Source organism: Staphylococcus sp. GDX8P54P (genome assembly GCF_017893165.1).
Lineage (GTDB): Bacteria > Bacillota > Bacilli > Staphylococcales > Staphylococcaceae > Staphylococcus > Staphylococcus borealis.
Genome location: NZ_JAESMM010000033.1, coordinates 1 through 16,087 on the forward strand (window position 1 = coordinate 1; position 16,087 = coordinate 16,087).

Below are 16,087 nucleotides of genomic sequence, written 5' to 3' on the forward strand. Positions count from 1 at the left end.
CAGGAGTCTGGACTTGACTTTTTAATGCTCTGTATATTTGTGAAACTAACTGTTCTTGTTGATTATCTTTAACATTAAATACATATATTTGTGTGAAGTTAATTAGTAATTGTCCCATAAAAATTCTTAGTAAAGAATTGTAATCTATATCAGACGCTAGTTCTTGAGTATTATGAAAGACTTTAAAAATTTTAGATGCATTGTCGAAATGATTGTTTTCTAAATATTTTATTAAATTATCTCTAATATCAGCATCGACTAAAATTTGGCTTAATATGATTGTTATGACATCTTTATTTTGTTCTAAAAACTGAATACGATCATTTACAACGAGATGTACTAAAGTTTTTAAATCACAATTTTCTTTTTTCGCTATTTGATTTGCGAATATATTTTCATAAGATGGAAGGCAATGCTCAAGAATTGGAGTGATTATAGCCATCAATAAACCACGTTTATTTTTAAAATATTTAAATATCGTCGCTTCACTTACACCGGCATTTTTTGCAATTTCAGAAGTACTTACAGCATTAAATCCAAATTTAGAAAATAAGTTAATACTTGAAATGAGTACTTTTCTTTTTCCTGGTGTAGTCTTTTCATTCTTTAAAATGAGTTCTAGGTCAATTTTAATATCGTTAGAATAATCCATAAATTTCTCCTATCAGTTATCCTTTCTTTGGGCAAAAGTTATTACTTTTTTAAATTGTTCAATTTGCCAATCTGAAATGATATATTTGGTATTTCTATCTTTTAATGCTTGGACAGGTAAAATGATAGTTACTACTAAAATTATAAAGAAGGTAATAATAGCGGCAATCCATATATAAATATTTATTAAGTGTTCATTGTATATATAAATAATGTAATAAATGCTTATAGGTGCAAAAAGAGAAACACTTGTAAACAATCCCGGATTGTACCATGTATTTAAAGCTTTATTCATTGATATACCATGTCCTAATACCTGCATTATATTAAATATCATTGTGGCTAATCCAAGCCAAATAAATTGAGGGAAAATAATAGCTAATACATAAAATAGATAAGCGCTAATGTTCACTATACAGATTGATAATGTATTACCAGGATAATGGTCGAAGTCTTCATCTTCTTTATAAGTTGCTTTATTAATAACAGGTGCACCGCCACCTGGGAAAACATATTCTTCAAATTGATGAATAGATAATGCCATCAAACTATACATTAGAATAATTTGAATTGAACTTAGTTTTGCATGACCATAAAAGCCCATGAAAAATGATAACCCTACGAAAATAAAAATTGTGAAGTAATACCAGTGATTTCGAATAAAATTCATAATGTTTACACCTCTTTGGTAAGTGATTACTTACTAACTATATATTATTATTTTTCTTTTGTCACGTAATTACTAAAAAAGAGTTTTATGTTATTAGTAATTGAACTTAAGTTCATAAAAAAAAGGGATATATTCAGTCTAGTATCAATTATTTTTGATTTAATAATTTTTAAAAGGGATATTGCGGATTTTAGCGTTGTTAGAGTAATTGTTATGTATAACGGCATGTTTATATGAGGAGTAGGTAATCTTGAGCAACTTACATTTGTCGAATATATAATTGTTATTCGATTATAGAAAAGATAAGAGTTATATTATTGATTATTTCAAATTCAAATATAAGAAATATTTAATGTTTATTCGTAGATTTAAAGGCGAATTTATAATAAGAAAAAGAGAAGTGTTTAAGACACCTCTCTAATTTAATAACCTATAATATTAGGATTTATTATACTATTTTAATCCTTTATCTTTTTTTGCTTATCAGTTAAAAAGTATCCTTCTGGATCGTCAGGTAATCCATCAGGTTCAGGTTGAAAATGCCCCTTGTGTTCGGCATCTAAAGCTTCAGGATTACTATTTGTTTCACTTCTAGTAATAATTCCATCATTATTAGTATCAAATCGCATAATATTATTTGGATTTTCTTCGTTATGATCAATGTTTTGTTGAGCGTTAGTTTCGTTTTCTATTTGGTCATCAGAGTTAATTTTTATTGTTCTTCTCTTTTAATTGATTTTTGGTAGTAGTATCAGTTTTTGTATTATCAATAATGAATGTATCTTTAGAAAAGTTTATTGCAAATAGCACTAAATCAATAAATTACGATTGATAGTATTGCAATTAAAAGAATATTAATCGTTTTTTTCATGCGTTACTCCTTTATTTATATAATTAATAATTTAATTTATCTATTTATTATTAATGTACTCTAGCACCAGGCTCTTCAATTTCTCCTCGGGCTGCTTGTTCATATACCTCTTTTTGTTTCTCATAATCTGTTTTATATTCATCTGGTGTATAGCCACCACCTGATTGAGACATTACGTCTTTTTCAAATTCAGCTTCTTCTTGTGGAGAATTAAACTCACCAATGTAATCAATCCCATGCTTTGTTTTATGTATGACCTCACCATTTTCGTTGGTTCTGACTTCATTTGTTGTAACATTATTTGTTGTATTTGATTGAGTATCATTAATTGCTGTTTCAGCTGAAGTGTTATTTTGTTGAGTATTTTGATAGTCAGTATTAATTTCTTGTGAGTTATCGGTTTCTATATTTTCTTTTTTATCCTTCTTACTTTCTTTGTTTTTAGCTGCGCTTTCTGTTTTTGTATTCTCTTTAGTTAAGATATCCTTACCAAAACTTACACCGAATACGACTAACCCTATGAGAATGACCGACAGAATAGCGATAATTAATATATTTATAATTTTTTGCATACTAGACTCCTTTAATTTATGAATTCAACAATTAAATTTTATCTTTTAATTATTGAATTATCTACTATATTTTTGATTTTTTAAAATAAAATTAGTATCGTGTTACGCTTTTTGATTCGCCACATTGCTACTAATTAAGGTGACGATACAATTAACTAGCCTGCCATTATTTTGTTTAAGTAAAAATATATTAATATAAAATATACTATAAATAAAGTTAATTTTATTATATATTATTGACTAAAACTAGAAATCAAATTATTATTTGTATTGTGTCATATATAATAAAGTAATTTAATAGTATGAACACATGTTATTATCACATCCCGGTGAAGTGTGTGTTCAACTGATAATTCAAAACTAAATGGGATATAAGGGTCATCGTTGTTATTGGTAACACGTAATTTCTCATGATAATGAGTTAACAGATGGAATACATCCATTATGTGATTACCTTCATAAACGATGTTTTGAAACTTTATGATTATTTAAGAATAGTGAATACGTTACATAAACAAAATAACGATTAATCAAAGGGGAATAGAAATGAAGATTATAAAAAATAAAGAAATTAATCACAGGCCTAAGGTAAGTGTACTAATAAGTACCTATAATAAAGAAAAGTTTATTGGTACAACATTAGATAGTGTTTTGAAACAAACAATGAATATGAAAGATTTCGAAGTGATTGTGGTGGACGATTGTTCAACTGATCAAACTTTCGATATTGTGAGTCAAAAAATAGAAGACTTTGCTAATTATAAGTTTGTTCAATTAGATGCCAATTCGGGTACGCCAGCTAAACCACGTAATTTATCTATCGAATTAAGCAAAGGGAAATATATTATTTTTATAGATGGTGATGATTGGTTACCTGAGGATGCTTTGAAAAAGCTATATACACTTTTAAAAACAAATAAGACAGACTATGCTACTGGTTTAACAAAATATGTGCATAGTGACCGTATTGCTAGAAGTGGCGTGGCGTTATCTAAACTTGCATATAACAAAGCAGATTTAAAATATTTTAAAAAATCGTTTTATCATTTAGCACCTGCTGGACGTATGATTAAAGCAAGCGTCATTAAAAAGAATCATATTCAATTTCCAGAAATGATTTTCGGAGAAGATTTACAATTCTTTGCTGAAGTATTTTTCAATACGAAGCGCATTAGTACGACACAAGATGTTGTTTATTGTGCTAATCGATATGATGATAATATTTCTTTAGTTAAATCAGAAAGTTCTACAAATATTAATCGAATGAAATGGCAAGGCGAAGCTTATAAACATTTAATGAATAAATATAAACATAATAAGTTAATGCCTAATTTACTATACCGTATTATTAATAAAGATATTTTAGAAGCTAAATTTTATAAAAAACGTTTTATTAATAACATAGATGAATTACTGCCTATTTTCCAAAATATTATTCAAATGATAGAAGAGAATTTCAATCCTTTAGATTATGTAGATGATGATTTAAATCGCCGAGCAATAGAATTAATACGCAAAGGTGATAAAGAAGCCATTTTAAATTTCGTTAACTTTTATCTTAAAAAAGATGAAAAGCCGCTCCATGAGAAAAATGATATCTATTATTACTCATTTAAAGGGAAACATTATAAAAAAAGAATGCACCCTACATTGCTAAAAATCGAGCAAGAGCATGATAAGATTTTCTTAAAATTACTTTCTAAAAATGCAGATTTAAAATATCTTGAAGTTAAAAATCGAAAAGACCCAACTCAGTTTATTGTAATAGATATTAAGAAAAGTCGTTTCAAATCTGGAGAATATAGTGTTCAGTTTAAAACAGATCACTTACCTAAAGGGAAATTGGCACTTACAGTTTATGATAAAGATTTAAATGGTTCAGTCATTAAATCGGGCATGCGTTTTGACTTTTATGAAACAGTTGGTGGTAATTTAGGATATATTAAGAAGTAATTAAAAGTTAAAACATAATTATCTTAGAATAGTCAATAAGATTAGACAAAAATATGGGAGTGGGACAGAATTCTTTTTAAATTCGTTGTCCCACTCCCAGCTTGCTTTGCTTGTAGAATTTCTTTATGAAATTCTCTTTGCTGGGGCCCCGAACCCCAACTTGCTTAGCTTGTAAAATCACTTTTGTAATTTTTTTGTGTTGGGGCCCCGCCCACCTCCGCAAGGGTGACTAGAACTGAGAAAAGCTTGATTTAAGCGCCTTCTCAGTTCAGTCAGCTACTGCGAATTTGCAAAATAACTTCATTATATTATTTTTGTCGCGGACTCATTTGTATATGTGATGGATAATTTGAGTTTACGACACCTACAATGATTTACTTTCAGTATTTTTATATTTATATACTAAACTTTTAGGTAGGTGACAGTAATCGTCAGGGTAACGTTCTAATCGATTTTGATGCATTTCAGCACTTTTAACGTAATTAGTGAGCGGTAAGACTTCGGTCGCTATAAGATGATGATCTTCTATAGCATCAATAAAGGCTTGTGCTTCTTTAAGGTGTTTAGGATCTTCACTATATAAACCAGTTCTATATTTTAAACCAATATCTTGACCTTGTTGATGAACGCTGTAAGGATCTATGATTTCGAATAGATAACCCATTAAGTCAGTAACTGATACTTTGTCAGAATCAAATTCTGTTTTAACAGCTTCTACGTAACCATCGTATTCTCCGTCTAAAGTATTCGTAATGCCGTTTGCTCTTCCACTAGTCGTATTGATAACGCCAGGAAGTGTGCGAATATATGCCTCTACGCCGTATAAACAACCTCCAGCTAAATAAACGGTTTCCATAAGTTCCACTCCTTTAATTGATAATTCTTCTCATTTAAAATGATAACGAATTAGATTTGTTTATTCAAATCAGAAGGGGTATGATTGCGTCAAAAGCATGTTGATATTTTAGGGAAATATAGTAAATAAATGGGGGATTACAATGTTTCAGCTAGTCGTTACTGATATGGATGGGACGTTTTTAAATTCAGAGAGTACTTTCAATCGTGAGAAGTTTCAAAGTTTACTATCGGAATTAAAGAATAAGGGTATTCGCTTTGCTTTTTGCACGGGAAAGCAAAATGAACGCGTGGATGCGATTGTGGGAGATTTGACGCAAGATGTGTTTATCATTGGGGATAGCGCATCTCGAATTAAAATCAATGACATGAACATTTATGCGAAGCCATTTAGTAATCAACTTGGCCTACAGTTAATCAAGCGCATTAAGCACATTGATGAGCATTTAGTAATGATTGTTTGTACTGAAGGTATGGCTTATGCGGAAAATCATATTTCCGAAAAAGAGAGACACATGGTTCTAGGTTCATATGAGAAAGTAACTTTTGTGGAAGACTTAAATACGATAGATCAAGATATGCTGAAAATTACGATTTTTGACATACAAGGTCAGTGCTTTGAACATGTTAAAGGTTTAAACAAATATGAGAATGATCTCTATATCGTTGCTGCAGAGGAGAATTGGATAGACATTACACACAAAGATGTCGATAAAGGAAAAACGATTCGCTTTCTACAACAATTATTAAATATCAGTAGCGAAGAAACCATTGTATTTGGCGATGGCCTAAACGATATCCCCTTATTTGAAAATGCACGATATAAAGTTGCAATGGACAATGCTTATCCAGAACTAAAACGTAATGCTAATTTGATTGCTATTAATAATGATAGAGACGGCGTGATAGAAACGCTGAATACATTGCTTGGAAGTGATGAAAAGTAATTATTAATGCGATGATATAATATTTATAAAATGAATTGGAGGATTTATAGTGATTGAAACAATCGATAAAACTTGGGTTGATTTTTACCATGAACTAGCCGAAAAGTTAGTTTATTATCAAGATAAGCGTAATGAATTAATTGAGATAATTAACAATGTCTATAAAACAACAGGTATAAACTTACCTACTTTAGAAAGTGATAATATATTAATTGATATTGATCCTTTTACTATATTTGCTTTATTTAATAAGGCTTCGATGAGGGATGTTAATAAAACGAAAATACTTACAGAATTTGCTTCATATTTTGATATTAAATCTAAAGTGCCTACAAGTTTTGATAGCATTCCCACAGTTAATAATTTGAACGCAACATATTATAATTTCAAAGGATATCGTAATGATAAAGACATTGATACTTTATGGGAGTTATTTATAGCTGCTTTAAATTACGCAAAAAATCGTTCCGAAGATAATCAAAGAAAATTTATTATATATTTTAATGAGATAATCAATCAACCGGGTATTGGAAATAGTAAGTTAACAAGTGGTTTATATTGGATTAATCCAGATACATATGCAAACTTTGATTCACGTTCTATTTGGTATATTTTTGATACATATAAACTACCTAAAGAATTAATTAAAGCGCAACTAAAACCTAAAGGAAAATTAACAGGAGAACATTATATAGACTTAATAGACATGTTAAAAGTAATCTTAAATAGTGGTGAAACAAATATAGATAATTTTGTAGATTTAAGTCATGAAGCTTGGCGCTATTCTGAAGAAGTAAATAAAGGTAAGATAAAAAAAATTCAATCTGTTATAAAAGAAAAAGAAGATACTAAATATGGAAAGCTATCTAAAGATACTAAACAAGAAGTGGATGACGTAATTTATGGCAAACAAGAGTTCTTGAATGAAGTTTTTATTAATGAATCAAACTATGATAGATTAGTACAACTTCTTCAAAGAAAGAAAAACGTAATACTTCAAGGGCCTCCAGGTGTTGGGAAGACATTTGCAGCGAAGCGTCTTGCGTATTCAATTATAGGTAGTAAGAAAGAAGAACGTATTAAACTTGTTCAATTTCACCAGAGCTATTCGTATGAAGATTTTATTATGGGATATAGACCCAATGGTGCAGGGTTCGAACTGACTACTGGCGCTTTCTATGACTTTTGTAAGAAGGCGGAAAGTGATCGTGAGAATGCTTACTTCTTTATTATCGATGAAATTAACCGTGGTAATTTAAGTAAAATTTTCGGTGAATTATTTATGTTGATTGAAAATGATAAAAGAGACGAAGAAATGAGATTGCTTTACAAAGATGAGCCATTTTCAGTGCCAAGCAATATTTATATTATAGGAATGATGAATACAGCAGATCGAAGTTTGGCTATCTTAGATTATGCACTACGTAGACGTTTTGCTTTTTATAATATGCAACCAGCTTTTAATACAATTAAATTTAAGAATTATCTTAAAGCAATGAATAATATCGAATTTGAATTGCTTATCCAGTGTATTGAAGATTTAAATAATGAAATTACTCAAGATGATATGCTAGGTAAAGGGTTCGTAATAGGTCACAGTTATTTTAGTAATATGAATTCTGTAACTAAGTTGGAACTGTCTAATATCGTAGAATATGAAATTATACCATTATTAGATGAATATTGGTTTGATGAACCTTCGAAAGTTGATTTTTGGTCTGAAAAATTAAGGAATGCAATAAAATAATGATTAATATTAAAAATGTTTATTATATGCTTTCTTATGCGTTCACTATACTAAACAAAAAGGGTTACCAAAAATTAGCTACAGAGCAGTTTGAAAATATACTAGATTTATATTCAGCAATACTTATTAAGGGAGTATCAAGTCAATTAAAGAGTGGACTCCACCATGAATACGTTGAGCATGATGATACTTTGAAAGTTATCAGAGGGAAAGTAAATGTCACAAATTCAATTCGTAACTTAGACATTTTAAATCAACGTATTAATTGTACTTATGATGAATTTTCAATGAATACATATATGAACAAGATTTTAAAGACAACTATGCAAATATTAATAAAGACTGATATTTCTAAGAAACATAAGAAAGAGATACGCAATTTATTAATTCATTTTAGTGGTGTTGATATATTAAACCCTAGTATGATTCAATGGCAACTTCCATTCAATCGTAATAATCATACTTATAAAATGTTAATTTCTATAAGCTATTTAATTCATCAAGGTGTAATTCAGTCAGAAAGTGAAGGTAATAAGCAACTGATGACTTTCGAAGATGAACAACAAATGGCTCGTTTATATGAAAAATTTATACTTGAATATTATAAAAAAGAGTTTCCTCAGCTGACTGTTACAGCTTCACATATACCGTGGGCATTAGATCATAATGAGAATTTGAATTTACTACCTATTATGAAAAGTGATATTATGATTAGCTATAAAAACAAATGTCTAATCATTGATGCAAAGTATTATAAGAATCAGTTGAGCAACTACTATGATACACGAAAGATACATTCAGCGAATTTATATCAAATATTTACATATGTGAAAAATCAAGAATTATATTTAAAAGATGAAGGTACAAAAGTTTCGGGCATGTTGTTGTATGCTGGAACAGATGAGGGATATATTTTAAATAATTCATTTTGTATGAGTGGCAATAATATACATGTGAGAACCCTAGATTTAAATAGTGATTTTGCTAATATCTCACGTCAGTTGAATGAAATTGTTAAAGAGATATTGATTAAAAAATAAATAAGACGATGAAATGCTAGTGGTAGGAGTTAGTGTATATCCAATTTCTATCTAGTAGACAATTGAATATTTAATAGTATTGAACAAATTTAAAAAATTAGAAAGCGAATGTGCGCGTAGTAGCACATTCGCTTTTTTAACGATTATTATTCTACATCTTCGCCATCATTATCAATACCCTCATGAGCTGCTGATATACCTGGTCCACCGACGTCGACTTGGATTATATCCAATTCCTTATGCAACTCGCTTGATTAGAGTGACAGATAGAATTGCAATAATTAATATGCTAATAATTTTTTTTGCATATAATACCCCGTATTTTGAAATTAATAAGTTGATTTCACCTTTAAATTAAATCTTTGGATACTGTAATTAAATATTATTTCAATATAGCAACGCCTATTAATTATATATTATAAATCCTTAAAAATTCTTTAAAATTAAATAGTATTTTAACGAAAAATAAATTAAAATATTTGTATTAATAATAATTAAAAATAAGGAGTGCAACTAAATGGAATGTTTAGCTTGTGGTGGTAATGTTAATCGTGATGATAAATTCTGCCAGCATTGTGGTCATGATTTAATGACTGATAATTTGAAAGCCATGGATCAAGAGGGCATCTCAACGCCTTTAACGTGTCCTACTTGTCATCAAATGGTAGATGAGAGTGACAAGTTCTGTACTAATTGTGGCTATGATTTAACAAATACAGATAATCATACAATGCAAGGGGCTTATATTCATAACAATCAACAAGTCGAAATGACAGAAAATATGAATTTAGCATATGAGGCAAAGAATTTATTTAATAATACAACGAAATCAATTGGTAGAATCGCTGGTAATGAAGAAGTGTTGCGTTTAAATTTAAAAGATATGTTTTCAGAAGTATTCAAATCTCATGCTAAGCATGAATCTGATGACATTTTTATTGCTGGTACGAGAAATACGACACCACACATTAAAGATGTATCACAAGAATGGGCTAAGCCATGGGTCTTTTCACGTGTGTTTTTAGCTTTAGGTATCACTTTTATGATCTTATTAATTTTAGTTAATACATTTGCGAATACGAATGCGTTACCTGGATTGATTTTTATAGGTGCACTCATTGTTCCTATTTCAGGTCTGATATTTTTCTATGAATCTAATGCGTTTCAGAATATTAGTTTCTTTGAAGTGCTGAAAATGTTTTTCATAGGTGGCGTGTTCTCGCTACTAAGTACGATCATTTTATATCATTTTGTCTCTTTTAGTGATGAATTAGAAACTTATGGGATCATGACGATTACTGACGCGTTCTTAATAGGATTAGTTGAAGAACTTGGTAAAGCCATTATAGTTATCTTATTTATTAACTATCTTAAAACAAACAAGATACTAAATGGTCTATTGATTGGTGCTTCTATAGGCGCAGGTTTTGCTGTATTTGAAACAGCAGGATATATCTTGAATTATGGGATTTTGAGTACTGGTACACCAGATTTAACTGAAATTATGGATATTACTATTTTAAGAGGTTGGTCAGCAATTGGTGGACATTTAGTATGGGCGGCTATCATTGGTGCGGCAGCAGTTATTGTTAAAGATGCGCGTCATTTTACCTGGGCTAATATTTTAGATAAACGTTTTCTATTTTTCTTTTTTGTATCTGTAATTCTCCATTGTATTTGGGATACTGATATAACAGTTTTAGGTAGTAGTAATTTGAAAATGATTTTCCTAATCATTATTGCATGGATTTTTGTGTTCATATTAATGAAATCTGGGCTTAATCAAGTAAACCAAATTCAAAATGATTATCTAGAAATGGAAGGAAGATAGTGCTAAATGAGATACTGTACAAATTGTGGACACAAAATCAATGACAATCAATCATTTTGTAATAACTGTGGGACTAAGCTACATGATGCTCAAAGCAATCAACAAAGTGATCAACCGAACAACCAACATGACAATCAATCAAGTCATCAACAAAATAATCAACATAGCCATCAACCAAATAACCAATACAGTCATCACAATAGAATTGCCAGAAATAGAGAAGTAAATGATCAATACGCATATCATTATCAAGATAATAGCCAACGTAAGCGTTCTGGGTTTGGAAGCGTGTTATTAGCCATACTTGCAGTCGTTATTTTAGGTTTACTCGTATATGGGCTTTATTTTGCTTATCATCAATTTACAGGTCATAACAGTTCTAATGATACAACACAAAGTCAAAGTTCAAATACGTCAGATGATAATGCTCACGGCGCTCAAATTGATATTTTTAGTGATACATTTGACCAAGCCTATACGAAAGCACCTTCTAAAGACGGCTATGCAGAAATATACAACGGTATGAGTCGCTCAGGTGTTGAAACGAAATACGGACAATCGAATGGCACAGTCTATTTACAAGGTAGTACATATGAAAAGTATGGAGATATAGCTGTTTTATATGATGAACACGATGATGTGAGCCAAGTCATTATCACACCAAGTAATATAACGGAAGACGACTACATTGAACATTACGGTGAACCTGACGATAGAGAAGGCAATACGCTCATTTATGATACTTACAAAGATAATGATTTTAGTGTCTTAGTAACAATTAAAGATGGCATGGTATTAGCTATAGAGAATGTCGATCAATTACCAAGTAATAATTCAGATGACAGCGATAGTGATGAAGTATCAAGTACAAGTGAAGCAAGAACCATTGCGAATGATGTGTTAGATGGTAGTGATTGGATACACTCAGTCGATGAAGGTGAATTCAGTTATAGAGTTAATTATGGTAAAGAAAATGAAGATAAAGCCCATCGTGCAATCATCGTAGAAAAAAGTGATGGCAGCACCTCTGAATGGCATGGCGAAGAATGGGATTATTAGGACAATATAAAAATTAAGGGGATAGGTAGATGAAAGAAAATATTCAAAAACGATTAGTCAAAACGACAATTAAGACAATCATTGCTTGCCAAGGCATGATTGCGGTAGGCATACTTACACATACTCTAGGTGATAATCAGCAGAAAGCTTTTGCGGCTGAGCGTAAAATAAACAATCAACAAGCGACGCCAACAGAAACCGTTCAACAAAATCAATTGAATGGTAAGGTTCAAAATAACGTTAATAAGACTACTGGCAGTCTAAATAATGTTAAAAATAAGCAACAAGCATATACCAATGTAAACACTGCACAACAAACGCAAAATAAATCATTCACTCAGTCAGACGCAGCGACTTTGAAACAATCAATCATTCCTAAAAGTGACGCACCACAAACTAACACGTCAAATATTCAAAGAAGTACGAGTCATACACAATCAACAAAGGTATCAATTGCACCCACTAAGGAAATAAATGACCAAAAAGCAGTTAGGCAAGAACAAACACATAGCACATCAAATAGTACTAAACATGTAAACACATCAGTTAAATATAGTAGTCATTCGAACAAAACACTTCACAACACTAGTGCACCAAAAGCGACGACACCACAAATTAAAGTGAATAGAAAATATACAGTTTCATCTAATGCTACAAGTGATCAAGAAAAAGAAATTAGAAGAATTAAAAAATATAATGATGAACGAATGAGTTACATAGAGGGAAATAGCACTTACAAATATGATGATGACGATACTACGTATCAAGGTATATTAGGAATTGAAACAGATAAAGTAACGTATAAACCAGGCGAAACAGTAAGAATATATACGGAACATAATAAAGATTTTGTTAAACCAATCTACAATGAAGCTAAACTTTTTTCTCATCGATTAGGTGGTTGGAATGGAATGGATCCGCCTTATTATTTTGATAGAACAGCTTACATAGGACGTACAACTCGATTCTACAAGAAACCCAATGGCAACTGGGAATCATTAATCGAAATTAAATTACCAGATAAAATGGTGGATGAGGCATTTGATTTAGATATCAATTGTTGGAATGATAATTATGCTAGTAACTCTAAAAGTAACTTCAATAATATTGTAATTAAAGTAATCAATGATAGTACAGCAGATCCATTAGGTGGTTATGATGGTTCAGCATTTGATGCTTCATCAACACGTAAAGCAGACTATGATAATCTGAAAGTGGTGAACATTAACTTAGATAAGAAAGTGTATAATCCTAATGACATTGTGACGCTTACGGCTGAGATTGAAGAGGCAAGTGATTTGATGTTTGCAAGTGCGGATATGTCTACAGTTGAACCATATGGTTACAAAAGAGGAACTCACCAATATATTCCAATGCAGTTTACACATTCTACAAGAACATTGACGCTACTGGACAATGGTAACTGGCAAGTTAAATTCCAGTTTAAACTTCCGGATTATATTAAGACAGGTGTTGTGAACATAGATCAAATATTAGCTGCTGATAAATATGGTAATGAAATGAGATATAATCCTGTGTTCGCTAACAACGAACTAAATGGTCAATTTAAAGTTGAAAGAACAGAGAATGTACAATCATTTTCAGCAGATCCTGTTGCAGACTTTTCAACGGAAATAAGAGGCAAAGCCACTTCAGGAATGACGATGTATGCTTATGTGAATGGTAAAAAGATAGGGCAAGCGCCAGTAGTAGATGGCAAATATTTTATGAAAATACCTAAACAATTGGCGAATAGCAAAATTCAACTTTACACAGTTAATAAATATAAAAATAAAAGTAAAATCATAACAATAACAGTGTTAGATAAGACAGCACCTAAAAAGCCAACAGTCAGCAAGATAGCGCCAAGAACGATTTCTGGCAAAGGAGAAAAAGGGTCAATCATTTATATTTATAAAGGCTCTACCAAATTGGGGAGCGCGACAGTTAATGCTAAGGGAACATATACGATTAATATAAGACCACAGAAAAAAGGAACAACACTCGTTATGTATGCTAAAGATAAAGCGAATAATAAGAGTGCTTCTTTAAAGTTAAAAGTAAAATAAATTAAAAATGAAACAATGATGCATTGTGAACTTCACGAAATCATATTACGATTGTAATAACAAAACTTTCAAAAGGGGCGCTATCTTTGGAAGAAATTAATTTGTTAGAAGATAAAAAATTGGCGAATAAGCTAGCTATATATTCTTATATTAGCTTTGTCGTTTTTGGTATCATTTTTTATATTATTATGAAGTTTTCGAATGCACCTAAATTTTTTGATTCTGTATTAGTTAACGCATTATTCGTGATTATTCTTATTGTACTAATGTTTGTTATTCATGAGTGTATTCACGGCGTATGTTTCAAACTATTTTCACCTAAGAATAAAGTCTACTTTGGGGCAGCTAGCGGTATGATTTATTGTGCGATACCAGGTGGGACGTTTACACCGCTCACATTTTTAATTAGTAGTATTGCACCGTTTGTCATTATTACAACGCTATTTATAGTGACGTTATTTTTAGGGTGGTTTCCACGGGGGCTCTTTTTCTTCTTTGCCACATTTCATGCAGGATGTTGCGCTGGTGATTTCTATTGGGTTTGGAAAATGATTAAAGCTCCGAAAGACGCAACCATTGAAACAACGGATAAAGGCATTATTATCCATTCATAATTAAGATATGATTAATAAATTTTTTAAAAGCATCCAACATTAAATGACCTGTTGGGTGCTTTTAGTTTTATAATACCAACGCTATATCATCTAACTGCTTGCCAATGACTACCAAATATAAAGGGACGTCTGATTTAAATTGAACGGGTGTTAATTCCATTTCTCCTTCAGCATACTGAACTAGATGTATCAATTCATGATCTGTAAAACGAACAAATCCTTTCACACGGTAAACTTGTTGTGGGAGTTGGGTTAATCTTTCAATTAACGCTGCTTTCGTTTGTGAGAGAGGTGGTTCTATTAACTGATGATTGATTGCGTGATGTAGTGAACCACTTTGTTTAACATCTAAATGTTTCACGTTTAACAATGTATTTAAAGATAATTCTCCCCATTGTCCTACTTGTATATTTGCCTCTCCATTAATAACCTCCAGGTGTCTTAATAGACGAGCAATCTGTTCGACATCAGCGATATCAATCTTATTCACAAATAATGTAGAACAATGACTTAACTGTTCATAGAATAACGCTTGAATATCTCTAGGGTATGTTTCCAATTGCGCATATAGATTCGCATCAATAATACCAAGCATGCTTCTTATTGTAGTGATTGGTGCTAAGACAGGTGTCAAACAGGCATCGACAACAGCCAATGGTTCTGCCACACCACTGCATTCAATGAATACTAGATCTGGTTGATGTGCTAAATATAATTCGTGTAGTTGTTGAGATACGTCGGACTTCATAGCGCAGCAAATGCAGCCTTCCACAATTTCGCTTATAGGGATAGCGGGATGGATGAGTTGACTATCGACGCTCATTTTTCCGAATTCATTTATAATTAATGCGGTTTTTAAGTTATGATCCAAGGCGTCTGTAATCAGATGATTTAATGTCGTTGTCTTGCCACTGCCTAAGAAACCCCCAACAATAATAATCTCCATAATAAACTCCTAACTATGAATGAGACGAGTGATGTCATTCATGATTTTAAATAACGATTATGATACAGGAAATAGATTCAAGTTTTTAAATCGTAATGATTACTATTTAAAAAGTATATCGAAACATATAATCATTTTCAAAATAAAATGTATAGATAAAGATAGATTAAATCTATTTCTATTGTCAGAGTTTTAAGATTTTAAAAATTAGCATTGACAATTACACTATTTAATGTGAATAATAAAACGTAACGATTTTGAT

14 protein-coding genes are annotated in these 16,087 nt (G+C 30.9%); 8 read left to right on the top strand and 6 right to left on the bottom strand.

Annotation, left to right across the window (positions count from 1 at the left end; all coding sequences use genetic code 11):
• The 4 genes from KA909_RS10555 to KA909_RS10570 form a co-directional block, all read right to left on the bottom strand.
• Positions 1–652: TetR/AcrR family transcriptional regulator (locus KA909_RS10555; protein ID WP_210130188.1), on the bottom strand; the 652-nt coding region annotated here is incomplete at its 3' end.
• 12 nt (positions 653–664) lie between these two features.
• The gene (locus tag KA909_RS10560) at positions 665–1,321 is read right to left on the bottom strand and encodes an HXXEE domain-containing protein (protein ID WP_193839889.1); all 657 of its coding nucleotides are present in this window, start codon (positions 1,319–1,321) and stop codon (positions 665–667) included.
• A 458-nt stretch (positions 1,322–1,779) separates the two neighbouring features.
• Positions 1,780–1,950 (bottom strand): hypothetical protein, encoded by a 171-nt coding sequence (locus tag KA909_RS10565; RefSeq protein ID WP_193839890.1) that lies wholly within the window; start codon positions 1,948–1,950, stop codon positions 1,780–1,782.
• A 292-nt stretch (positions 1,951–2,242) separates the two neighbouring features.
• Positions 2,243–2,764 carry a hypothetical protein gene (locus tag KA909_RS10570; protein WP_193839891.1) on the bottom strand — a complete coding sequence of 174 codons (522 nt, stop codon included), beginning with the start codon at positions 2,762–2,764 and terminating at the stop codon, positions 2,243–2,245.
• A gap of 546 nt (positions 2,765–3,310) precedes the next feature.
• Between KA909_RS10570 and KA909_RS10575 the strand changes: the two genes are divergently transcribed.
• On the top strand, positions 3,311–4,717 hold the full coding sequence (locus KA909_RS10575; protein ID WP_193839892.1) for a glycosyltransferase family 2 protein: 1,407 nt from the start codon (positions 3,311–3,313) through the stop codon (positions 4,715–4,717).
• Positions 4,718–5,081: 364 nt separating this feature from the next.
• Here KA909_RS10575 and KA909_RS10580 read toward each other — a convergent pair whose 3' ends face one another.
• Positions 5,082–5,573, bottom strand: coding sequence for a peptide-methionine (S)-S-oxide reductase (locus KA909_RS10580; protein WP_193839893.1), 492 nt, complete (start codon positions 5,571–5,573; stop codon positions 5,082–5,084).
• Positions 5,574–5,715: 142 nt separating this feature from the next.
• On the opposite strand from KA909_RS10580, the gene KA909_RS10585 reads away from it, so the two are divergent.
• From KA909_RS10585 to KA909_RS10615, 7 genes are all read left to right on the top strand, one after another.
• Positions 5,716–6,519, top strand: a complete 804-nt coding sequence (locus KA909_RS10585; RefSeq protein WP_193839894.1) for a Cof-type HAD-IIB family hydrolase — start codon at positions 5,716–5,718, stop codon at positions 6,517–6,519.
• A gap of 52 nt (positions 6,520–6,571) precedes the next feature.
• Positions 6,572–8,266 (top strand): AAA family ATPase, encoded by a 1,695-nt coding sequence (locus KA909_RS10590; RefSeq protein WP_193839930.1) that lies wholly within the window; start codon positions 6,572–6,574, stop codon positions 8,264–8,266.
• The gene (gene mcrC / locus KA909_RS10595) at positions 8,266–9,306 is read left to right on the top strand and encodes a 5-methylcytosine-specific restriction endonuclease system specificity protein McrC (RefSeq protein ID WP_193839895.1); all 1,041 of its coding nucleotides are present in this window, start codon (positions 8,266–8,268) and stop codon (positions 9,304–9,306) included. The genes KA909_RS10590 and mcrC overlap by 1 nt, the downstream gene beginning before the upstream one ends.
• A 517-nt stretch (positions 9,307–9,823) precedes the next feature.
• Positions 9,824–11,137 carry a PrsW family glutamic-type intramembrane protease gene (locus tag KA909_RS10600; protein ID WP_193839896.1) on the top strand — a complete coding sequence of 438 codons (1,314 nt, stop codon included), beginning with the start codon at positions 9,824–9,826 and terminating at the stop codon, positions 11,135–11,137.
• 6 nt (positions 11,138–11,143) lie between these two features.
• Positions 11,144–12,196, top strand: a complete 1,053-nt coding sequence (locus KA909_RS10605) for a zinc ribbon domain-containing protein (RefSeq protein WP_193839897.1) — start codon at positions 11,144–11,146, stop codon at positions 12,194–12,196.
• Positions 12,197–12,225: 29 nt separating this feature from the next.
• Complete coding sequence (locus tag KA909_RS10610; protein ID WP_210130189.1) at positions 12,226–14,265, top strand: Ig-like domain-containing protein; 2,040 nt, start codon at positions 12,226–12,228, stop codon at positions 14,263–14,265.
• Positions 14,266–14,351: 86 nt separating this feature from the next.
• Positions 14,352–14,879, top strand: a complete 528-nt coding sequence (locus KA909_RS10615; protein ID WP_193839899.1) for a DUF3267 domain-containing protein — start codon at positions 14,352–14,354, stop codon at positions 14,877–14,879.
• A gap of 67 nt (positions 14,880–14,946) precedes the next feature.
• Here KA909_RS10615 and KA909_RS10620 read toward each other — a convergent pair whose 3' ends face one another.
• Complete coding sequence (locus KA909_RS10620; protein ID WP_193839900.1) at positions 14,947–15,825, bottom strand: CobW family GTP-binding protein; 879 nt, start codon at positions 15,823–15,825, stop codon at positions 14,947–14,949.
• Between the last annotated feature and the right edge of the window lie 262 nt (positions 15,826–16,087).

Bases quoted from the DNA above. Each gene is read 5' to 3' on its own strand.
- KA909_RS10560 (WP_193839889.1), bottom strand. From the start codon at position 1,321: ATGAATTTTATTCGAAATCACTGGTATTACTTCACAATTTTTATTTTC.
- KA909_RS10565 (WP_193839890.1), bottom strand. From the start codon at position 1,950: ATGCGATTTGATACTAATAATGATGGAATTATTACTAGAAGTGAAACA.
- KA909_RS10570 (WP_193839891.1), bottom strand. From the start codon at position 2,764: ATGCAAAAAATTATAAATATATTAATTATCGCTATTCTGTCGGTCATT.
- KA909_RS10575 (WP_193839892.1), top strand. From the start codon at position 3,311: ATGAAGATTATAAAAAATAAAGAAATTAATCACAGGCCTAAGGTAAGT.
- KA909_RS10580 (WP_193839893.1), bottom strand. From the start codon at position 5,573: ATGGAAACCGTTTATTTAGCTGGAGGTTGTTTATACGGCGTAGAGGCA.
- KA909_RS10585 (WP_193839894.1), top strand. From the start codon at position 5,716: ATGTTTCAGCTAGTCGTTACTGATATGGATGGGACGTTTTTAAATTCA.
- mcrC (WP_193839895.1), top strand. From the start codon at position 8,266: ATGATTAATATTAAAAATGTTTATTATATGCTTTCTTATGCGTTCACT.
- KA909_RS10600 (WP_193839896.1), top strand. From the start codon at position 9,824: ATGGAATGTTTAGCTTGTGGTGGTAATGTTAATCGTGATGATAAATTC.
- KA909_RS10605 (WP_193839897.1), top strand. From the start codon at position 11,144: ATGAGATACTGTACAAATTGTGGACACAAAATCAATGACAATCAATCA.
- KA909_RS10610 (WP_210130189.1), top strand. From the start codon at position 12,226: ATGAAAGAAAATATTCAAAAACGATTAGTCAAAACGACAATTAAGACA.
- KA909_RS10620 (WP_193839900.1), bottom strand. From the start codon at position 15,825: ATGGAGATTATTATTGTTGGGGGTTTCTTAGGCAGTGGCAAGACAACG.